This window comes from Lysinibacillus telephonicus (assembly GCF_039654155.1).
Lineage (GTDB): Bacteria > Bacillota > Bacilli > Bacillales_A > Planococcaceae > Ureibacillus > Ureibacillus telephonicus.
Window position 1 is genome coordinate 2,695,484 of sequence record NZ_CP155468.1, and the last position, 21,099, is coordinate 2,716,582.

General features: G+C 34.2%; 20 protein-coding genes. 7 read left to right on the plus strand and 13 right to left on the minus strand.

All coding sequences use genetic code 11. The features are described 5' to 3' along the window. Positions 1-129: 129 nt before the first annotated feature. Positions 130-888 (minus strand): hypothetical protein, encoded by a 759-nt coding sequence (locus MKY04_RS13010; protein ID WP_126296363.1) that lies wholly within the window; start codon positions 886-888, stop codon positions 130-132. Then, positions 881-1,420 carry a sigma-70 family RNA polymerase sigma factor gene (locus MKY04_RS13015; RefSeq protein WP_346234556.1) on the minus strand — a complete coding sequence of 180 codons (540 nt, stop codon included), beginning with the start codon at positions 1,418-1,420 and terminating at the stop codon, positions 881-883. The genes MKY04_RS13010 and MKY04_RS13015 overlap by 8 nt, the downstream gene beginning before the upstream one ends. Before the next feature lie 150 nt (positions 1,421-1,570). On the opposite strand from MKY04_RS13015, the gene solA reads away from it, so the two are divergent. Then, the gene (gene solA, locus MKY04_RS13020; RefSeq protein WP_346234557.1) at positions 1,571-2,683 is read left to right on the plus strand and encodes an N-methyl-L-tryptophan oxidase; all 1,113 of its coding nucleotides are present in this window, start codon (positions 1,571-1,573) and stop codon (positions 2,681-2,683) included. 111 nt (positions 2,684-2,794) lie between these two features. Here the strand turns inward: solA and MKY04_RS13025 are convergent, their stop codons facing one another. Both MKY04_RS13025 and MKY04_RS13030 read right to left on the minus strand, forming a co-directional pair. Continuing rightward, positions 2,795-3,895 carry a 5-methyltetrahydropteroyltriglutamate--homocysteine S-methyltransferase gene (locus MKY04_RS13025; RefSeq protein WP_126295766.1) on the minus strand — a complete coding sequence of 367 codons (1,101 nt, stop codon included), beginning with the start codon at positions 3,893-3,895 and terminating at the stop codon, positions 2,795-2,797. Positions 3,896-4,297: 402 nt separating this feature from the next. Further along, positions 4,298-5,563 (minus strand): M48 family metallopeptidase, encoded by a 1,266-nt coding sequence (locus MKY04_RS13030; protein WP_126295765.1) that lies wholly within the window; start codon positions 5,561-5,563, stop codon positions 4,298-4,300. 321 nt (positions 5,564-5,884) lie between these two features. Here MKY04_RS13030 and MKY04_RS13035 point away from each other — a divergent pair, with 321 nt between their 5' ends. After that, positions 5,885-6,934, plus strand: coding sequence for an NAD(P)/FAD-dependent oxidoreductase (locus MKY04_RS13035; RefSeq protein ID WP_346234558.1), 1,050 nt, complete (start codon positions 5,885-5,887; stop codon positions 6,932-6,934). A gap of 36 nt (positions 6,935-6,970) precedes the next feature. Here the strand turns inward: MKY04_RS13035 and MKY04_RS13040 are convergent, their stop codons facing one another. The 4 genes from MKY04_RS13040 to MKY04_RS13055 form a co-directional block, all read right to left on the minus strand. After that, the gene (locus MKY04_RS13040) at positions 6,971-7,426 is read right to left on the minus strand and encodes a hypothetical protein (protein WP_346234559.1); all 456 of its coding nucleotides are present in this window, start codon (positions 7,424-7,426) and stop codon (positions 6,971-6,973) included. A gap of 230 nt (positions 7,427-7,656) precedes the next feature. Further along, the gene (locus tag MKY04_RS13045; RefSeq protein ID WP_126295762.1) at positions 7,657-8,538 is read right to left on the minus strand and encodes a patatin-like phospholipase family protein; all 882 of its coding nucleotides are present in this window, start codon (positions 8,536-8,538) and stop codon (positions 7,657-7,659) included. Between the two features lie 132 nt (positions 8,539-8,670). Then, positions 8,671-8,844, minus strand: a complete 174-nt coding sequence (locus MKY04_RS13050) for a hypothetical protein (protein ID WP_185807804.1) — start codon at positions 8,842-8,844, stop codon at positions 8,671-8,673. 120 nt (positions 8,845-8,964) lie between these two features. Beyond that, positions 8,965-9,525 (minus strand): hypothetical protein, encoded by a 561-nt coding sequence (locus MKY04_RS13055; protein ID WP_126295761.1) that lies wholly within the window; start codon positions 9,523-9,525, stop codon positions 8,965-8,967. A 963-nt stretch (positions 9,526-10,488) separates the two neighbouring features. Between MKY04_RS13055 and qoxA the strand changes: the two genes are divergently transcribed. From qoxA to qoxD, 4 genes are read left to right on the plus strand one after another with little or no spacing between them, the layout of a single operon-like run. After that, positions 10,489-11,415, plus strand: a complete 927-nt coding sequence (qoxA, locus tag MKY04_RS13060) for a cytochrome aa3 quinol oxidase subunit II (protein WP_126295760.1) — start codon at positions 10,489-10,491, stop codon at positions 11,413-11,415. Positions 11,416-11,475: 60 nt separating this feature from the next. Next, positions 11,476-13,458 (plus strand): cytochrome aa3 quinol oxidase subunit I, encoded by a 1,983-nt coding sequence (gene qoxB, locus MKY04_RS13065; protein ID WP_126295759.1) that lies wholly within the window; start codon positions 11,476-11,478, stop codon positions 13,456-13,458. Beyond that, positions 13,424-14,020 carry a cytochrome aa3 quinol oxidase subunit III gene (gene qoxC / locus MKY04_RS13070; protein ID WP_126295758.1) on the plus strand — a complete coding sequence of 199 codons (597 nt, stop codon included), beginning with the start codon at positions 13,424-13,426 and terminating at the stop codon, positions 14,018-14,020. Before qoxB ends, qoxC begins: the two co-directional genes overlap by 35 nt. Before the next feature lies 1 nt (position 14,021). Continuing rightward, a complete protein-coding gene (gene qoxD / locus MKY04_RS13075; protein ID WP_126295757.1) occupies positions 14,022-14,303 on the plus strand; it encodes a cytochrome aa3 quinol oxidase subunit IV in 282 nt (93 codons plus the stop codon). A gap of 508 nt (positions 14,304-14,811) precedes the next feature. On the opposite strand, the gene MKY04_RS13080 is transcribed toward qoxD, so the two are convergent. Genes MKY04_RS13080 through nirB form a run of 5 tightly spaced genes read right to left on the minus strand, consistent with a single transcriptional unit; the run spans position 14,812 to position 19,995 of the window. Further along, a complete protein-coding gene (locus MKY04_RS13080) occupies positions 14,812-15,558 on the minus strand; it encodes a sirohydrochlorin chelatase (protein ID WP_346234560.1) in 747 nt (248 codons plus the stop codon). Beyond that, positions 15,558-16,328, minus strand: coding sequence for a uroporphyrinogen-III C-methyltransferase (gene cobA / locus MKY04_RS13085; RefSeq protein WP_126295755.1), 771 nt, complete (start codon positions 16,326-16,328; stop codon positions 15,558-15,560). The genes MKY04_RS13080 and cobA overlap by 1 nt, the downstream gene beginning before the upstream one ends. A 1-nt stretch (position 16,329) precedes the next feature. Continuing rightward, complete coding sequence (locus MKY04_RS13090; RefSeq protein ID WP_346234561.1) at positions 16,330-17,181, minus strand: formate/nitrite transporter family protein; 852 nt, start codon at positions 17,179-17,181, stop codon at positions 16,330-16,332. Positions 17,182-17,238: 57 nt separating this feature from the next. Next, positions 17,239-17,559 (minus strand): nitrite reductase small subunit NirD, encoded by a 321-nt coding sequence (gene nirD, locus MKY04_RS13095; protein WP_346234562.1) that lies wholly within the window; start codon positions 17,557-17,559, stop codon positions 17,239-17,241. Between the two features lie 18 nt (positions 17,560-17,577). Then, on the minus strand, positions 17,578-19,995 hold the full coding sequence (gene nirB / locus MKY04_RS13100; protein ID WP_346234563.1) for a nitrite reductase large subunit NirB: 2,418 nt from the start codon (positions 19,993-19,995) through the stop codon (positions 17,578-17,580). A gap of 242 nt (positions 19,996-20,237) precedes the next feature. Between nirB and MKY04_RS13105 the strand changes: the two genes are divergently transcribed. Then, entirely contained in the window at positions 20,238-21,059 is an 822-nt protein-coding gene (locus MKY04_RS13105) for a uroporphyrinogen-III synthase (protein ID WP_126295751.1), read from the plus strand. Positions 21,060-21,099: the final 40 nt, after the last annotated feature.

Sequence of the window (21,099 nt, forward strand, 5' to 3'; positions counted from 1 at the left end):
CTCGATTGATAAAAAAGTGAAACAAGTACAACTTCTTGATTTGTAACGGTAAATTTTGAAAATGGTTCCTTTCTATAAAAAATATTTCATTTATAAGGAGGACTTGATAAAAAGTCCTCGCTACTCCAATTATTTAACGACAATTTCAATATTAGTTGTATCAAGAGATAATCTTTCTTTCAATTCTTCGGAGATTGACATTATAATGATTGAACCACTTTTTAGATTTTTAAATTTGTAACCTCTCGCTGTTACATTACTGCCATCAGCATAAATTTCTTCCCAATTATTTGGCGTTACATGAGTAATATGACTAAAATAATCTCCACTAATCATACCTTTTTCATACCATTCTTCAGATAAAACATTATAATGCGGTGACATACTAAATGTTAAGAGAACATCTACCTCTCCGGGATCGACCTCTATTCGGCCGTTGTTCGGAAGTTGTTGTTGATTTACTTTTATATCATAAGAAAAATGACTTTTTGCCAATTCAAGCATTTCTTCATTATTTAATTTCGACATCATCCGACCGATTACACTATGATAATACTCTCTTTCTTCCTCAAATCTGCTAATTTCAAATTCAAGCTCTGCAATTTTATTAGTTTCATTAATGTTTTCCTGCAATTGATTTTCATTATTTTCTTGTTGAACCTCGGTCGTAACTGCATTTTGTGTATTATTATTTGAAAACATAGTTGCACTCCAAACAGCAGTGCCTAACAATAAACAAATCATTACAGCGATTGGCATAAAAACTATTCTTTTCTTCTTTGACGAAGTGATCATTTTAGAGAGAATTCTTGATTTTGTACTACTATCTACAACACTATTTTCTTTAAAGATATATTGAAGGCTTTCTTTTACTTTTTCTTTATTCATCAAGAATTCCTCCCAAACTTTTTTTCAACATCGTCCTTGCCCGACTAAGTCTAGTTTTCACCGTATTTACAGAACAATCTAAAATTATTGCGACCTCATCTATTTTTAAATCTTTAAAGTAATACAAAATAATAACTTCTCGATATTTAGGAGTTAATGATAAAACTGCATTTCCTATTACTGCTTTCTCATCTTCTAAAACGACGAAATCATCAATTGATTTTTGAAAACCTAAAATACTAGCAAACTTATTCGTAAATAAATGATTTCGATATGACCAGCTTCGTAAGTAATCATAACTTCGATTAATCGTCATTTTATATAAATATGTTTTATATGATGAATCCCCTCGAAATTGCTCTTTTTTCTCAAAAGCCTTAATAAAAACATCTTGCACGATGTCCTCAGCCATTTGCTTATTTTTCACATATGAGTAGGCAACTTGAATTAGTGATTCAGCATGTGTTTCAATAAGTTCTTCAAATAGATCTGAAGCATTGTCAGCCTGTGACAACAAATCAGTTACAAACACATAAATGCACCCCTTATTTTTTATCTACACCTTAGACGGACTCGAAAGCCTTTACGTTTCAAAAATTGGAAAAACTTATTTTTATTATGAAGCTGTCATCTTCTATACTTAAAAGGTGGTATAATCAGAAATTATTGGGAGGTGTTGCTGATGCACTACGACACAATTATTATCGGTGCTGGTACAATGGGGATGGCTGCGGGATATTTCTTAGCCAAACAGGGAAAAAACGTGCTCCTACTGGATGCATTTAATCCCCCTCACGATCAAGGAAGTCATCATGGGGAAACACGTATTATCCGTTTTGCATATGGCGAAGGAAAAGCGTATGTCCCATTGGCATTAAGAGCTTTAGATTTATGGCAAGAATTAGAGAAGATAAGTGGAAAACAATTATTTTTAAAAACCGGCGTTTTAAATATTGGCTCACAAGATCTTTCGTTTATACAGAATGTCATTGAAAGTGCAAAAGACTTTAATCTTTCGGTAGATGTTTATAGTGCACAAGAAGTGAATAAAAAATGGCCTGGTATTACGTTACCTGAAGGATTTATTGGTTGTTTTGAACCTTCTGCAGGGGTGTTGAGGGTAGAGGCTTGTATTGATGCCTATAAAACAGCTGCATTAAGTGAAGGTGCAACTTTAAAAACAAATACTAGAGTTGTCAAAATTGTCCCTGGTGAAAAAGTATCTGTACATACTGAGGAAGAAGTTTTTATAGCTGATTCGATTATTATTTCTGCAGGTGCTAGAGTAAATGACATTTTAAAATCAGTTGATTTGACATTGCCAATTACACCATTGCGTAAAACTTTCGCCTGGTTTAATGCTGATGAAGCAGTTTATGGAAGCCATTTTCCAGCATTTACATATGAGGATGAAAACAGTTCATATTACGGTTTTCCTAGTATTGATGGTGCTGGCTTTAAGGTAGGACGCCATGATACTGGAGATGAAGTGTCGCCAGATGATGTTATTAGAGAATTTGACGAAGCTGATGCAACTGAACTTGTACAATTTAATGAAAAGATTATGCATCAGGTTGGCACTCTAAAATATGGAAAAACATGTTTTTATTCAAAAACACCAGATGAAGATTTTATTATCGATTCCCACCCTTTCCATGACAATATCTATATTGCAGCCGGTTTTTCAGGACATGGATTTAAATTTGGGAGTGTTATTGGAGAAATACTATCGCAATTAGTATTGAATGGTAAAAGTGAGCTGGATATTAGTTTATTTAAATTAATGAGATTTTAACAGGTAAATCGAAGTTTACAAAGTACTGTGGCAGAAATCTTTTAAGGATAAACTGAAATAAGGGGCTATCCAGAAACTTCTGGACGCCCCTTTCTCATTTGTTTAAGTCGATTATCCCCAAATTTCCTCAGCAATTTCTTTAACAAGGGCAAGTTTTTGCCATTGATTTTCTTCTTCTAAGATGTTGCCATCTTCAGTAGAAGAGAACCCACATTGTGGACTTAGACAAAGCTGATTTAAAGATACATATTTTGCGGCTTCTTGGATACGAGCTTTGATAGCCTCTTTATTTTCAAGCTCGCCAAATTTAGATGTAATTAACCCTAACACGATTTTTAAATCCGGACGATTAACGTGTTTTAAAACTTCAAAGCTGCCTGAGCGTTCATCATCAAATTCTAAAAATAGACCGTCAACATTTAAGCCACCGAAAATAACTTCAGCAGCATAATTATAGCCGCCGCTTGAGAAGAATGTTGACTTATAGTTACCGCGGCAAATATGCATTGTAATTGTCATATCTGCTGGTTTATTTTTAGTTGTTTCATTAATTACATATTGTAATGTATTTAAAAATTGTTGCGGGTCTTTCCCTTCAGCAACTAATTTTGCACGTGATTCTTCAGAGAATAAGCTTGCCCATGAAGTATCATCTAGCTGCAAATAGCGGCATCCTGCATCATAAAATGCTTGGATTGCTTTTTGGTAAGCTTTAATTGTATCTTCCACTAATTCTTTTTCATCTGGATATATTTCTGGATTTTTATCCGCTCGTGCATGAAGCATATTGGGACTTGGAATTGTAAATTTCACCGTTGAATCTCCAGCATGCTCACGAATAAATTTAAAATGATCTAAAAAAGGATGGCTGCCAAAATCAATTTTCCCTACAACACGAACCCCTTCCTTGCGAGTTTCAAGGTTATGAAAATCCAAACCACGCTCTTTTTCATAATACTCCATTCCCTCTAAACCGCCTAAGAAGTCAAAGTGCCACCAGCTACGGCGAAATTCTCCATCTGTAATAGCTAAAACACCCGCTTCTTTTTCTTTGGCGATAAGACGAATAATCTCTTCATCCTCAACTTTTTTTAACTCATCATATGTAATTTCATTATTTTGAAATTTTGTACGAGCTTCTTTTAAAGCTTTTGGTCTTAAGAAACTACCTACATGGTCATAGCGAAATGGCGCTGTTAATTGTTTTGTCATGCTTATTACTCCTTCTTCATAAAAAGCAGTCAAAGTTATAGGAATTTTAAATCCGTACCTTTTACTGATTGATAAATATAAGTTTACCTATATCTTTTTATTTTTTTAAATAATAATATAACATAAAATCGTTTGAGAAAACGAAGTATTCGGAAAATAATATTAATGAATTTTTACAAAAATCTCTTATTTCCATGCAGATAAATATTTATTTTTGTATATTTCCTTTTTTTCTTAATTCAATAAACAAATATCTCCTATTCCTCATCTTTAGTTTTGTCATATAATTTTTACTCGTTTTAAAGTTTAGTTTTTATAAAAGGTTAGATTATTTTATTTTGACAACGAAATTCACGAAAAAAGCTAGCAATGATCAAATCATCACTAGCATGACACTTCTCTTTATTGTTCTTCCTCTAAAAATTCCGCTACCTTATTTATCCGCTCCAGCATAGGTGGATGAGAAAAACGGAACAGTTTTACTAGAAGCGGTGGATTTACTTCGCTCAATCCTGACTTTGAAAGATTTTGAAATGTACTAACTGCTGCTTCCGGATTATTCATTAATTGCATTGCATAATGGTCGGCTCTTGTTTCTTGATATCTTGATATATAATTTGAAATCGGATTTGAAAAGAATAAAAGAAAGGATACTATTAACAATAGTAAAGGCAACGAATGAATATCCTTCATTTTATTAATCTTCAATACTGTTCCAAATCTAGATATCAGCCAAGGCATCAACTTTGCTATTAACCATAGACCAACCAGCATGGAAACAATATATAAGGCTATACCAATATAAATATGCTTCTCGACATAATGCCCCATTTCATGTGCCATTATGAATAATATCTCTTCATCTGTTAAACTATTTAATGTTGTATCCCATAAAACAATTCTTGAATTTTCTCCTATTCCCGTTACATAGGCATTTAATGCGTTTGTTTTCTCTGCCATATTGACCTCAAACACATGATCAGAAGGTATATTTGCCCGTTCTGCTAAAGATATTATTTTTTCCTCAAGTTCTTTATCTTTTAAAGGATAAAAATCATTATAAAGCGGATCTATTACAATAGGTTGAATATACATCATAAAAATAGCGAATGGAATGGTCAAAAGCCATGCATAAATCCACCATCTTTTCACACTTTTTTGAATTAGCCAATAAAGAACGATGACAATAATTAAGGTTGTACCAAAATTAATCCAAAAATCAATTACATAATCCCTCATCCAAGATGAAAAATTTTGCGTATTAATTCCATAATTTTTACTTAAATAGTATCGGTAAAAGTCCAATGGGTAAAAAGCTAAGGCTGTAAATAAATATAATAAGAATACATAAGCACCGTTTTTAAAAACTTTCCATTTCACTCCAAAATCAGCCCATTTTTCAAATATGCGAGAAAGACCTGTAAGTAAAATAAAAATATACAAAACCCATTCTAAAGGTGTTGCAACAAAGAATATAAAGTTCTTTATTTTGGAATATTCTTCACTTAGCAACAATTCCCTCTCAGTCATAAATGTCTCTGGATCTGCCACTGTTCCTTTCAATACATCAGGTATCCCGCCTGAATTCCCATGAAATATGTAATAGTACATTCCAACAGCATAAATGATAAATAATAATATGGATATGAATCCTAATTTTCTTGTCAAAGCTTCCACCTCAAATCTTTTCTATATTCTAGTGTAAGAAAAAATGGACAAGATAGAACTCATTTTTTCTACTTTTTATAAGGATTATGGTTTTAGTTGGCCCCTTTTGTGCCATGAAAGGCTAAGCGAATAACTTAAGTATAGATTTTAGAAAACTTTTTAAATGAAAAACACCATAAGTAATTAAGTCCAAGTTTTTCTGTTTAATGTCCATTCAATATTGATAATCATTTTCAATTAAGTTATAATTATTAACAGAAAAGTTTAATTTAAATTTATATATATTTTAATAAAACGAATCCTTTGAATGGAGAGAATAGGATGTCAGAATTATTTGATGTTACGATTATCGGTGGAGGACCTGCGGGATTATACTCTACTTTTTATAGTGGTTTACGAAATATGAAAACAAAATTAATTGAATCCCAAGCCCAATTAGGTGGAAAGGTTTTACTATATCCGGAAAAAATGATTTGGGATGCTGGCGGCCAACCACCTATTTTGGCACATAAGTTTGCTGAACAGTTAATTAACCAGGCAAAAACATTCCACCCGACAATATTAACTAACACAAAAGTTGACTTTATTGAAAAAGATTCGAACAATGTGTTTGTCATTACGACAAACGATGGATCAAAACACTACTCAAAATCAATTATTATGGCAAACGGCGGCGGAATTATTAATCCTCAAAAATTAGAAATCGAGGGCGCTGAAAAATATGAAATGGCCAATTTACATTACACAGTACAATCCCTTAAACAATTCCATAACAAACGTGTATTAGTTTCCGGCGGCGGTAATGGTGCAATTGATTGGGCTGTTGAATTATTAGATATTGCGGAAGAAATCATCGTAGCCTACCGCAAAGATCAATTATCTGCACATGAAGCACAGGTTGTACGCCTACAAGAAAGCAAAAAAGTTACGTTCTTGTTAAACACAACAATTGAAAGACTTATTGCAAATAAAGAAAAAACAAAAGTAAAGCAAGTCGTACTAAAAAAACATGATACAGACCAAACATTGCTTCATGGGATAGACCATATCATTGTAAGTCATGGATATAATCGCGATGCTTCATTAGAATTTGCAAATAATTCTGCTTTAAAATTAAAAGACAATTATTATTATGAAGGCACTGCAACAGGAAAAACATCACAAGAAGGAATTTTTGCTGCAGGAGACATCCTTTCTTATGAGGGTAAAGTTAATTTATTAGTAGGTGCTTTTCAAGATGCGGTAAACGCCGTAAACAGTGCTAAAACTTATATTGAGCCTACTGCTGACAAAATTGGTATGGTATCCTCCCACAACGAGAAATTCCAAGAAAAAAATCGTCAGCTTATTAAGCAAATGCTAGTACAATAACATAATATAATTATTCATAAAAAAACAGAGTGATTTTTATTCACTCTGTTTTTCATTAAAATGATGAAAACTCGCATTTGCCGGCATCTTACTTTTAATCAATGTAATTTCCTGTTCATTAAGATCTTCAATATATATTTCTGAACCCCAATGAGACGATTCAAAGAAGGTATAATCCTTCTTTTTCAGAAAGATTGAAAACCATTTAATTTCTCCTAGTTCATTTAAACTTTCATTTAATATGAAGTTCATTAATTGTTGATTTACTTCTCCTTGAAAACAGACCATTTCTATAGGATGTAAACTACCCTTTTCAAGATCAGTTTTTAAACTTAATTCTTCAATAATTTCAACTTCTTCATTCCATATGTGAAATTCTATAAAATCTGCAAATTTAATGAAGTAGTCAATCAAAAAGAACCAATATTTATAATTATGAAAGTCAACATTTGTCTCTGTAAGATTTACATAGATAAAAAAACGATTCATCACCCAATTATCCTCCTTCAATATTCTTTATTCCCTTTACCTATTTCTAACTATAAAAATATCATAACAAATATTTCCATATATTTAACAGCCATTAATTACGAATTATTATTTTTCGGTGGATTTTGTTTATTTCCTTAATAACTCTAATGGTCTGGAGTGAAGTATATAAAAATAATAAAGCTGCTTAGATTTACTACTCTAAACAGCTCTGTTTTTCTATCCATTCTTTTTTAAGGTGGATTCCATGTTTCTAAAAATTTAACTGTACGTTCTCTACCAATTTGCATTAATTTTTTCTTAGTTTCTTCATCTATACCAAATTGTGTCGCACTATAATCCTCGACGGGAATGAAAACGATATTCTTTTCATGTTTTCGAGAAATATAACGCTTATCATGAGCATTTTTCATCGTAATAAAAAGAGCCTCAAATAAGTTAAGTCCATTATAAATTTTTTGCGGCTCCATATCTTCTCGTGGATTATTTAGACTTAATCCAATTAAAGGTCTTTCTTTATGACCATTTTCAAAAATCCATAACGGAAAATTACTTAGGACTCCACCATCGACGATAATATTTTCACCATCTCTTCCCTTTAATTTTATAGGTTCAAAGAAAAATGGAATTCCACAGCTCATACGCAATGCTTTGGCAACGGAAAATGTTCTCCAATTAATGCCGTATGATGCTAAATCATCAGGAATAACAATCATTCGACCATTCGTTAAATCCGATGCAACAAGTTTTAATGATCCTTTAGGTAAATCATTAAACGTGTATATGCCTTTGACAGCTAATTTTTTATAAAACCACTTTTCTAACACTTTCCCCTTATATAAACCAAGTCGAAAATATAAATTTACCCATTTTAAAAATGGAAGAGTACGTGCCAAATTTGGAGGATCAAGCAATGATTTTAAATCAAGTTCATCAAGTATGTCTTCTATTTCCTTGGCACTATGACCTGCAGCTATAAAACAAGCTAGAATTGCACCTGCACTTGTTCCTGCTACTCGTTTGAAACGGTAGCCCTTTTCTTCAAACACTTGAAGTGCTCCTACATAAGCAAAGCCTTTTATTCCGCCGCCGGAAAACACACCATCAATAAGCATGTACCCTCTCCCTCAAGTTTGTCTCATTATACTTTAAGAAAAACAAAAGGAATTTAGAACTTTTTGTCGAGGAAAATAAAAAAAGTATTCAGTATAAAAACAAAAGTTTCTATACTAAATACTTTGCATCATTTATTCGTTTAATCTTGAAGGATTATGTTTATTATCAGGCTTGTCTTTATTTTCATTTTGGTTTTGTTTTTTTGCTTGATCATTTTGTCCGATTACGTCGAAGTCATCCGGGTTTAAATCAAACCCATGCCCGTATTCTTCACGATCAACATTATTTTTCTTTTTATTGTTCAAAACATTTCACCTCCGTCAATTCTAATGTGGACGATTTAACGTTCTATTATGCTTGCAATCGAAAAATTGATTAAAAAATAAAAATGCATAAAGCGTTTGCCCCATGCATTAATCAATTCTCTATTCATGGTTATGGTGATCATGGTTTATATCACTTTCTGATTCGATCTCATTAAATAAAACAGTATCTAAAAACGTAGATATAACAAGCAACAGGACAGCAAAAATAGAGATAATCACAACTTTAATAGGAATTGCTTTAAGGAGTTTTTGATATTTTTCTTTATTCAATAATGCGGCTGCTGTAATTGTACTGATGATATATAATAATGTGAAAAATAAAATACAGACAAGTTCATATTTAGTTGTCATTAGACTAAGCATTGTTCCCATCATGGAACCCATAAATAAAGCACTTAAGCTTTCTACAAAAACCTTTATTGATAGTTGATAGGTTACTAAACTGACAAAAATGATACTCAATAACATTGCAATAATCGTTGAAAAAACGATATCTGGAATCCAAATGGCTACAATTAACCCAATGAGCGTACTTTTTGTCATGGCCACTAACATGGCTAAACAATTTAAAATATGACTTTCTTTAAATTGTTTTCGAAAAACAGAACTTAATAACAATGACAACATTATTATGATGAGAAAACTAGCTTTTACCACCATAATATTCCACTCCAATCACTTAATACGCTATGTTGATTTTAATTTCTCGAACATTTCTTGAATCCAGTGACCAATTTTAATGATGGGAAGAATAGAGTTGTCAAGCTTGCCGGAGAAATGAGAAAAAAATCAACTAATAATTCTTGTAAATTAATTGAAAGGACAACTGTTGAAATGACCCTGCCTTCTGCATGTAAATTAAATTTTCTATCTCTATTATAAAATGCAGCAAAAGTTATTATTTTCAAGACTATTTATTGTATTCAACCACCGAACTAAATATTCGATTATGAGTTTGAAGAGGGAAAAGCATATTTAGATGAAGTTATTTTTAAGGTCGAGCCAGATTAAGGTTAACAAATTGCCGATTTTTTAATTGATTAGGCTGAAACTATTTGTCATTCCTATCTCCTTTTCTTTATGTTTTTTACATATTCAATGTTGTCAACAACTAACATTCATTTTAATTGTGAATTTTCAGTTACACACCTTTATGAAGTTATAAACTGATGGATGAAAGAAAATAAAGTGTTTTCATTATATAGTTGTTATGATAAAGAGTATTGATACTCTCCATACTTCCTAGAAAAATATGCTCGAAAAAAAATTTATCCTCCAATGTTACTTCTCGAACAAACTCAACTTTCCATCGTTTATAACAAATATTTCTAACCACAAATATTTTTTACTAATATAATAAATTCATTTTGACTAAATAGTATTTAATCGTTCACCCCTTTTATTTAAGCAGAAAATTTTAATCCACATATCCCCTCAACTTACTAATTATTGCTATTTCGTGAACCTTTCGTGAATAACTTTTGAATAACTTATAAACCTTTTGTGAAATCTAATTCACAAATAATGTTTTTACTATACTAATGATTAAAATAGAGTTATATTGTTGAACGGACGAAAAACAAGTAATGTTCTTTCAACAAATAAGGGAAGGTGAAAATCTAGATGAAAAAAAAATGGGCATTTTTAACGTCCATGATGGCACTTGTTCTTTTACTTTCTGGCTGTGAGCCTCTATTAGTATTAGACCCAAAAGGACCACAAGCTGAAAGACAAGCAAGTGACATTATGTTATCCATTGGCATTATGGCAGTTATTGTAGTCGTAGTCATGGCAATTTTAGCCTATGTATTAATTAAGTATCGAGCTTCAAATCAAAGTGATGACTACGAACCACCTCATATTGAGGGAAATCATATTGTAGAAGCAATTTGTGTAGGTGTTCCTGTATTAATTGTTGCTTACCTATCATTTGTATCTGTAAAAAGTAACTATATTGTTGAATCTGCCCCAGTAGGGTATGAAGATCAAGAACCGTTAGTAGTATACGCTTCTTCATCAGATTGGAAGTGGCATTTTAGCTATCCTGAAGAAGGTATCGAAACAGTGAACTACTTGTATATTCCAACTGATCGTCCACTTGAATTTAAACTATACTCATATGGACCAATCACAAGTTTCTGGATTCCACAACTTGGTGGACAAAAGTACGCTATGGCGGACATGGTAACTACTTTACATTTAGCAGCTGATGAGCCGGGTGAATATATGGGTCGAAATGCTAACTTTAGCGGTAAAGGTTTTGCAGAAAACACATTCAATGTAACAGCAATGTCACAAGCTGATTTTGATGAATGGGTTGAAGAAGTTCACGAAACTGCAGAACCAATTACAGAAAACGAATTTGAAAAATTATTAGAACCAGGTCATCTTGGACAAATGACATTCACTGGTACACATCTAGAATTTAGTCCTGCTCCAGAACACGAGCACCATGCAGAATCTGATACAGAAGTAGATTCTGAATCAGAAACACATGATCATTCACAACATGAAGGTCATGCAGAACATACTGACCACAGTAGTCATTAAATCTAAAAGAAATAAACTAGTTTAATAAACTAGCTTTTACTCTTGAAAGGAGAAAAAAGGATGGAATTCTTTCAACGATTTGCCATACCTCATCCAAGTCCAGCTATTTATGCCTCAATGGTTGCTATTGCGCTAGTTAGTATCGCAATTGTTGTTGGCTTAACATACTTCAAAAAATGGGGCTATTTATGGCATGAATGGTTTACAACTGTCGACCATAAAAAAATCGGGATTATGTACTTAATCTCTGCCCTACTTATGCTTTTCCGTGGTGGCGCAGACGCAATTATGATGCGTGCACAGCTTGCTACGCCGGAAGCTAAATTATTAGATGCACAACACTATAATGAAATCTTTACAACACACGGGGTTGTTATGATCCTGTTCATGGCAATGCCATTTATCTTTGCTTTCATGAACTTAATTGTTCCTTTACAAATCGGGGCGCGTGACGTAGCATTCCCACGCCTAAACGCACTAAGCTTTTGGCTATTCTTTGCCGGAGCTATGCTATTTAACATTTCATTCGTAATTGGTGGTTCTCCTGATGCAGGTTGGACATCGTATTTCCCACTTGCAGGGAATGATTTCAGCACATCAGTCGGAACGAACTACTACATGTTAGCTATTCAAATTTCAGGTATCGGTTCATTAATGACAGGTATTAACTTCTGTACGACTATTTTAAAAATGCGTGCACCTGGTATGACATTAATGAAAATGCCAATGTTTACTTGGTCAGCTTTCATTGCGAACATTATTGTTGTATTTGCGTTCCCAGTATTAACTGTTGCCCTATTAATGGGTACAGCTGACAGATTATTTGGTGCAAATTTCTTTACTACTGCTAACGGCGGTATGGATATGCTTTGGGCAAACTTCTTCTGGGTTTGGGGACATCCAGAGGTATACATTTTAATCTTGCCTGCATTCGGTCTTTACAGTGAAATTATCTCAACATTCTCAGGCCGTAACCTTTATGGTTATAAATCCATGGTTTGGTCGATGGTGCTTATTTCCCTACTATCATTCTTAGTATGGACACACCACTTCTTTACAATGGGTCAAGGTGCCCTTACAAACAGTATCTTCTCTATTACAACAATGGCGATTGCTGTTCCAACAGGGGTTAAAATCTTTAACTGGTTATTTACAATGTGGAAAGGGAAAATCCGCTTTACTGTTCCTATGCTTTACTCAATCGGCTTCATCCCACTCTTCACAATTGGTGGGGTTACTGGGGTAATGCTTGCGATGTCAGCAGCTGACTACCAATACCATAATACAATGTTCTTGGTAGCTCACTTCCACAACACAATTATTCCTGGTGTCGTATTTGCGATGCTAGCTGGTTTAACTTATTATTGGCCAAAATTCTTTGGTTTTATATTAAATGAAAAAATTGGTAAATTAACTTTCTGGTTACTTACTGTAGGTTTTGTACTTGCCTTCTTCCCAATGTATATCACTGGTTTAGACGGTCAAGCACGTCGTATGTACACTTATTCTGAAGCAACTGGATTTGGACCATTAAACATGGTGTCGTTTGTCGGTGCAGCATTAATGGCCATTGGTTTTGTTACAATCGTCTATAACATTTACTATAGTTTCAAAAATTCACCAAGAAATATTGGTAGTGACCCTTGGGATGCTCGCTCATTAGAATGGGCTACTCATACACCAGTACCAGAATACAATTTTGCTAGAGTTCCACAAATTAGCTCAAGCCAAACTTTCTGGGATTCAAAGAAAAATGGTCATGCATTATTTAAAGGTGAAATTGAAGACATCCATATGCCAAATAAGAGCGGAGTACCGTTCGTAATGGGTATTATTTTCTTCATCGTAGGATTCTCATTTGTCTTTGCGTTATGGGTTCCAGCAGTAATCGCTTTAATCGGCGTTTTCGTATGTATGACTCTTCGTTCGTTCGAACAAGATCACGGATACCATATTCATGTGAAAGAAATTAAAGAAACAGAAGCAAAATATGGGGAGGTGCTAAACAGTGAAGATCGACCACGCACAACCACTCGAGTATAGTACTGATCAAAATCAGTTAAATATTTTAGGTTTTTGGATTTTCCTTGGGGCCGAAATTATGCTGTTTGCAACACTTTTTACAGCATATTTCACGCTATCACACCGTACAGGTAGTGGACCAACTCCAGCGGAAATTTTTGAAATCACGCCTGTTCTTATTGAAACATTCGTGCTTTTAACAAGTAGTTTTACAATTGGTCTAGGGATTCATGCAATGAGACTTGGTCGTAAAAATGCGATGGTTTCTTTCTTTGCGATTACCCTTCTTCTTGGGTTAGTCTTCCTTGGAGTAGAGGTTTTTGAATTCATGCACTACTACCATGTTGGTGCAACTTATCAAACAAGTGCCTTTACAGCTGCCCTAATGACAACATTAGGAACACACGGTGGCCACGTTACACTAGGTTTATTCTGGGGAACATTTATTATCATCCAGGTAATTAAACGTGGGTTAACGCCACAAACAGCGAATAAAGCATTTATCTTCTCTCTTTACTGGCATTTCTTAGATGTAGTTTGGATCTTTATCTTTAGCTTCATCTATCTGAAAGGAATGATGTAATATGAAAGAATTATTTCCTGCTAAACAGGTGATGGGCTTTGTCTTTTCATTAATTCTAACTGTTATTGCCCTGTTAGTTTACTACACAGATATGTCATTCGCAGTCGGTATGACAATCTTGTTAGTTACCGCTTTTATACAAGCATTTTTACAGCTTGTTGTATTCATGCATGCCGGTGAATCAAAAGAAGGTACAGCGATATATACAAATATCCTTTACGGTGTCATTATCGCAGTTGTAACTGTATTCGGTTCATTATTGATACTGATTTGGGATATGTAGTAACAAAAAAGCTTGAGAGTAACCTCTCAAGCTTTTTCTTTTTATTAAAAGTTGTTTAAATTATTACTGGAATTCACTAAATTTTTGTCGGTTAAGCGTATAAAGAGACCAAAGATGAATAGGCACCCCGCAGCTTTAATTATTTCAACTCCATACCACATGGAAACGTTTACAAAAAAGCTTGAAGTGAAAAGAATGATACCTAAAATACAAAGCACTATAGAAATGTTTGTAAAAAACTTGAACATCTTAACCCCTCCCCATAATCGAACTATTTGTCTTTATTATAGAGTATGAAAAAAGTTCACACAATAGACAAATTCTATTTTTTCTCATTTTTCTTCGAATATTACATTTTTTTCTACATTTTTCAAAAAACTAATTGATTCCATTTTAAGACCCCCAATAATTAAACAAAGTAGTTATTGACAAAAAAATACGGAGAAAAAGCATTTTAGCTTCTACTCCGCATTTATATAAACCTTACAATAGAAATCAAAAACCAGCTCTATGACAATACTTTATTAAAACTAATTTCGTTAATTCGATTATTTAGTGCATGTACTACAACCGATGCATTTCCTAAATAATCGCAAAGAACATATTTGGTATTATTTTTTTGTGAGTATTCTTTAACAGTTTTTCTTATTCCGTTTATTAATAAGCCCGTAAATAAAAAATAAGGAACTATAAATATACGGTCTATTTCTGAATCGTTAAGTTCCGCGATTAGTTCTCTGAAATAAGGTTTACACCCTGTCAAAAAACAAATATGAACAGGGTGATTTATTTTTTGTTCTAATAGCTTTCCAATGAGTGATAAATCCCTTTTCACATCTAAATCAGAAGAACCTCTCCCTACCAGCAGTATTTTAGAATTTGCAGTAATCGGTTGATATGTTTGCTGAATTCTTTCATATAAAAGATTTGTTAATTCATTGTTTACCCCAATTGGTTTACCTAATTGCAACTTTACTTGCGAATAGTATTGCATTGCTTTTTCTAACTCTAACGGAATATCGATCTTTGCATGAGCAGCTGTTAATAGTAGAACTGGGATTGCACGAATTTGTGTTGCTCCAAGAGCCACACATTTCTCAAGTGCTTGAGCTATTGTTGGTTGTGATAGTTCTAAAAAACAATATTGCTGAATTGGTTCATTTCTTAAACTTTTACAACTTTCAACAAATTCAATCGCCTGAGAAACCGCACTTTTAATGCGGCTGCCATGGCAAATATAAAGTACCGCCTCCATTACATTCCACCTGCTGCAAGTAAATCTTTGTCTTGTTCAAACCACTTTAACTGTTCCCTTAGACGAACTACCTCTCCGATGATAATTATACTCGGGTTTTTCACTTGTTCATGTTCGGCCGCTTCATAAATTGTCTCTAAAGTAGCAGTAATAGTACGTTGATTTATTGTCGTTCCATAATGAATAAGAGCGACAGGTGTGTTTTTACTTTTTCCAGAAGTGATTAGTTGTTGTGTAATATATTTCAAATTTTTTATTCCCATATAGATTACTAATGTATCTATACCTTTAGCTAAAGACTCCCAATCCGTATTATCCTCTAACCCTTCCTTGCGATGTCCAGTAATCATAGCAAAGGATGAACTATAATCTCGATGGGTAATAGGGATTCCTGCATAAGCCGGAGCCGCAATGCCAGAAGTGATTCCCGGTACTAATTCAAAAGGAACTCCGGCCTCCTGGCATGCAGCAGCTTCTTCTCCACCGCGTCCGAAAATAAATGGATCTCCACCTTTTAAGCGAGTAACAATTTTACCTTGCTTTGCGTACTTAACTAACTCAAGATTAATCGTATTTTGCTGCATCGTATGACAGTTCGGCAATTTCCCACATGAAATTAATTCGGCTCCTGGTTTTGCATATTTCAACAGTTCCTTATTAACTAAGCGATCATATAAAAGAATATCTGCTTGCTCAATACATTTTAGCCCTTTCATCGTAATGAGATCTATATCTCCAGGACCAGCACCAACAATATAAACGATTCCCATACTAGACACCCTCCGCTTCGCTTATATTATTTTTATGCTTTAGTTTTGCAAGCTCTAGTTGGTTCTTTGGTAATGTTTGATACGTTGAATATAGTGCTAAACCTGTAAAAATAAGTCCCCCAACAATATTTCCAAATAGCACCGGAATCTGATTCCATATCCACCAGTCAAAAACATTAACATTAGCACCAAGCAGCATACCTGCTGGAATCACAAACATATTCACTACAGCATGTTCAAATCCTTGAGCAAAAAAGATTAAAATCGGCAGCCACATGGCAGCAATTTTTCCAATAGTCGATTGTGAAGTCATCGCCATAACTGCACCAAGTGTCACCATCCAATTACATAGGATTGCTTTTATAAAAACAACGATAAACCCTGAAGCACCTAGCGCTTGGTAATGAAGCGTTTTAGCTTCAGCTACAGCAATGATCTTTTGGGCTACAACACTGTCTGTAGTAGCGCCAAAATTAGTAATTGAAATAACAAATAATATTGCGTAAATAAAACCTCCGATTAAATGGCCAACAATAACCCAAAACCAATTACTAAACATTTCTTTTACCGTTGCTTTTTTCTCTAGTACAGCAAGTGGTATTAATGCAAAATTTCCTGTAACTAGTTCAAGTCCTAATAAAATAATAATGACAAAGGCAGTTGGAAACAGAAGCGCCCCCACTATCCCCAGTTTTGTTTGCATTTCAGCTGTAAATGCTAATGTGGTTCCAAACCCTAATAATGCACCAGATAAAATTCCCCGAATTACCATATCTTTAACAGGTAATTTCGCCTTGTCAATTCCAGCCTGAATCATATTTTCTATTACTTGCTTTGGTTTTACATATGACATATGTGCATCCTCCTAAACGGGTTCATTTAAATATTCGGGATTATCTTCCTGTTCTGTTTAAGGAAGAAGTAAGTAAACATCATCGCCATCAACTTCGACTTCAAAGGTTTTTACACATCCATGATCCGGTTCTTGTACTTTTCCTGTTGTAATATCAATTTTCCAATCATGCATTGGACAGAAGACATGCTGACCACTAATTAAACCTTCTACTAGTACACCGCCTCTATGCGGACAGCGGTTTTCAATCGCATAAAACTCACCGTTTTTTAAACGAAATAATGCGATTTCTAATTCACCAATTCTAACTGTCTTTCCAAAATCCTTTGCAACATCCTCAACTTTAACTAGCTTTACACGTTCTGCAACTTGTTTCATCGCTTTCCCTCCAATTTGTTATTGTTGTACTGTTACTCTTTCAAACAGTTCATTTTTTAACTTTTCACTTCGAATAATCTTTTTCCATGGATCTTCCTGAACTGATAAAGCCAGATCCAAACGCTCATTTAATTCTTTTCGTTGTTTTTGGTCCTCAATAATTGCTTTAATATTTTCTAAGCCCATGCGCTCTAACCATTTTGAAGTTCGTTCTAAATAAATGCCTGTTTCACGATAATATTGGAAGTATGCTGATGCATATTCAATGACTTCTTCAGCTGATTTTACTTTGCCAAGTAAGTCCGCAGCACGAAGATGTGTACCACCATTTCCGCCAACATACATTTCAAAGCCACCTTCAACACCAACAACACCAAAGTCTTTAATCCCAGATTCAGCACAATTACGCGGACAGGCTGAAACTGCCATTTTGAATTTGTGAGGAGAACCAACACGTTCTAAACGCTTCTCCAAAGCAATTCCTAAACTCATAGAATCTTGTGTACCAAAGCGGCAGAACGTTTCACCAACACATGTTTTTACAGTACGAAGTGTTTTTCCATAAGCGTACCCAGAAGGCATATCAAGTTCTTCCCAAACTTTTGGTAAATCGTCTTTTTCTATTCCGAAAATATCAATCCGTTGACCTCCTGTAATTTTAAGTAGTTTCGCATTATACTTATCAGCAACGTCTGCAATTTTTCGTAATTGATCTGAACTTGTAACACCGCCATACATACGTGGTACTACTCCGAACGATCCGTCTTTTTGTATATTTGCATGCAAACGCTCATTTACATATCGCGACTCATTTTCATCTTCATATTCCAACGGATGAATCATTCCTAAATAATAATTCAGTGCGGGACGGCATTTTGAGCAGCCATCACTCGTTTTCCATCCTAATACGTTCATTACTTCTCGAGTGTGCATTAACTTTTTCTCTCGAATCTCTTCAACTACTTCGTCACGAGATAAAGTCGTACAGCCGCATAACGTCTCTTTATGTGCGCTAGCATCAAAGTTGTCGCCGAGTGTTATTTCAAGTAGTTCTGAAATCATTGATTTACAACCGCCACATGATCTACAAGCACTTGTGCATGCTTTAATGCTTTCTACCGATGTACAACCTTGTTCGTGGATTGCTTGAACGATTTTACCTTTGGATACTCCATTACAACCACAAATGATTTCATCTGAAGCCATTGAAGAAACAATACTTTCACCCGTTTCTCCACTAACTGGCTGAAGCAAGCTCACCTTTACTGTATCCGAAATATCTGCTCGTTTTTTAATCATTGAAAACAGACGATTTCCTTCTCTACTATCACCAAACAACACAGCCCCAACCAATTTCTTTTCGTAGAATACCATTTTCTTATAAATACCATCTTGTTCATCAAATACACGTAGAGCTTTTTTGTTCCCATCTTCTATAAATTCACCTGCAGAGAAAACTTCAACACCCGACACTTTTAATTGAGTAGATACTATAGACCCTTTATACGGTTCGGTTTCGAGTCCACAAATATCTTTAGCAAGCACTTTTGCTTGTTCAAAAAGGGGAGCAACTAAACCATAAGCAATTCCTTGATGTTCCGCACACTCGCCAACTGCATAAATATTAGGTTCGCTCGTTTGTAAAAAATCATTTACAATAATTCCTCGATTTGCAGCTAGACCGGTATTTTTTGCTAGCTCGATATTAGGTAATATACCGACCGACATAACGACTAAATCACAATCCAACTCATCGCCATCTGAGAATTTTAACCGTTTAACTCGTTCATCACCAAGTATTTCAGTTGTATTTTTTTGAAGTAAAAATTTCATCCCTTGATTTTCTAATTCTGCTTTTAATAAAGCTGCTGCCGTTTCATCTAGCTGTCGATCCATTAAACTGCTCCCTAAATGCACAACCGTAACATCCATTCCTAAATTCAATAACCCTCTTGCAGCTTCCAATCCTAACAAACCACCACCAATTACCGCTGCTTTATGATAAAGTTTGGAAGCTGCAAGCATTTCATCTGTATCCTTTATGTCGCGAAATGTTGTAACGCCTTCTTTGTCAGTCCCTGGGATTGGCAAAATGAAAGGCCTTGATCCTGTTGCTAAAATTAGTTTGTCGTATGAGATCAATGTCCCAGTATTTGTAACTACTACTCGCTTCTCTATATCAATTTGAACCGCTTTTTCATTTGTATATAATTGAATATTATTGTCTTTGTACCAAGACCAGTCGTTTAACGTTATATCTTCTACCGTAGTATCACCCTGTAGTACTTTTGATAATAAAATTCGATTGTAATTTGGATATGGCTCTTCTCCAATAATCGTAATATCAAACAAATCTTTTGAGATTTCTAGCACTTCTTCTATCGTTTTTACTCCTGCCATTCCATTGCCTACAAGAACTAATCGCTTTTTACTCATCGTAATCCCCCTCTAATTTAAATTGACTGAAAATTCAAAACTCCATATGTCAGATAATATCACATAAGATGTATTTGTAAAGCATCTTTTTTCGTCTTTTTAAAGTAAACGGTTTCACTTTAGTCGTTTTTTCAAACTTTTCGCAATTTTTAATGTTATTTATGTTATTTTTTCTAACATAAAACATCTTTTATCTTCATTTCTGTTAAAATAGAGGTAACAATTATTAAGGAGGAGCTCAAATGGGTGGATTAGATAATAAATGCATTGCATTATTAGGAACAAGAAAAATCGAGGAACAAGTAAATATCATCCGACAGCTTGGGGGAACTGCCGTACATCGTCCTGCCCAAGGTACAGTTTTCTTCGATTCTAGCTTTATCGGAACTGAAATTAAGGAGATGATTAACGGGAGTTTTCAATGGATAATTTTTACAACTGGTATTGGAATAGAAAAATTATTTGAGATTGCAAACGAAATGGACTATGAACAGGATCTGCAATTAGCACTTTCTAATATGAACATAGCAGTACGAGGCTATAAAGCGATGAATTCCTTGAAAAGTAGAGGATTAACACCTATAGTACGGGATGATGATGGGAGTATTGCTGGACTAATTCGAGCATTTGCCGGGCATAATTTGAAAAATCAATCCGTTGCGGTCCAATTATATGGAGCTCCTTCAGTTGAATTAATCAATTGGCTCAAGGTGCAAGAAGCAAATTACCAAGAAATTATTCCATATCAACATATCTCACCCGACAAAGATGTTTTAGAACAACTATTGAATGAAGTGATTAACAAAAAACTAGATGCAGTAAGTTTTACAAGTATTCAACAAGTTCAGTTTTTATTCAAATATGCAAAACAACGCAATTTAAAATATGAACTACTAAGCGCATTTGAAAATAATGTAATTGCACTCCCAATAGGGAAAGTAACAGGTAATGCATTGAAAGAGCAAGGAGTCAATAGAATGCTAGTTCCCCAGGATGAAAGAATTGGCAGTGCGCTGATGACTTTAAACAAATATTATAAGGAATCAAATGTAAGAGTAAATTGATTACCACCTCTTTTATATAAAGTTTGAAAGATAACAAAAA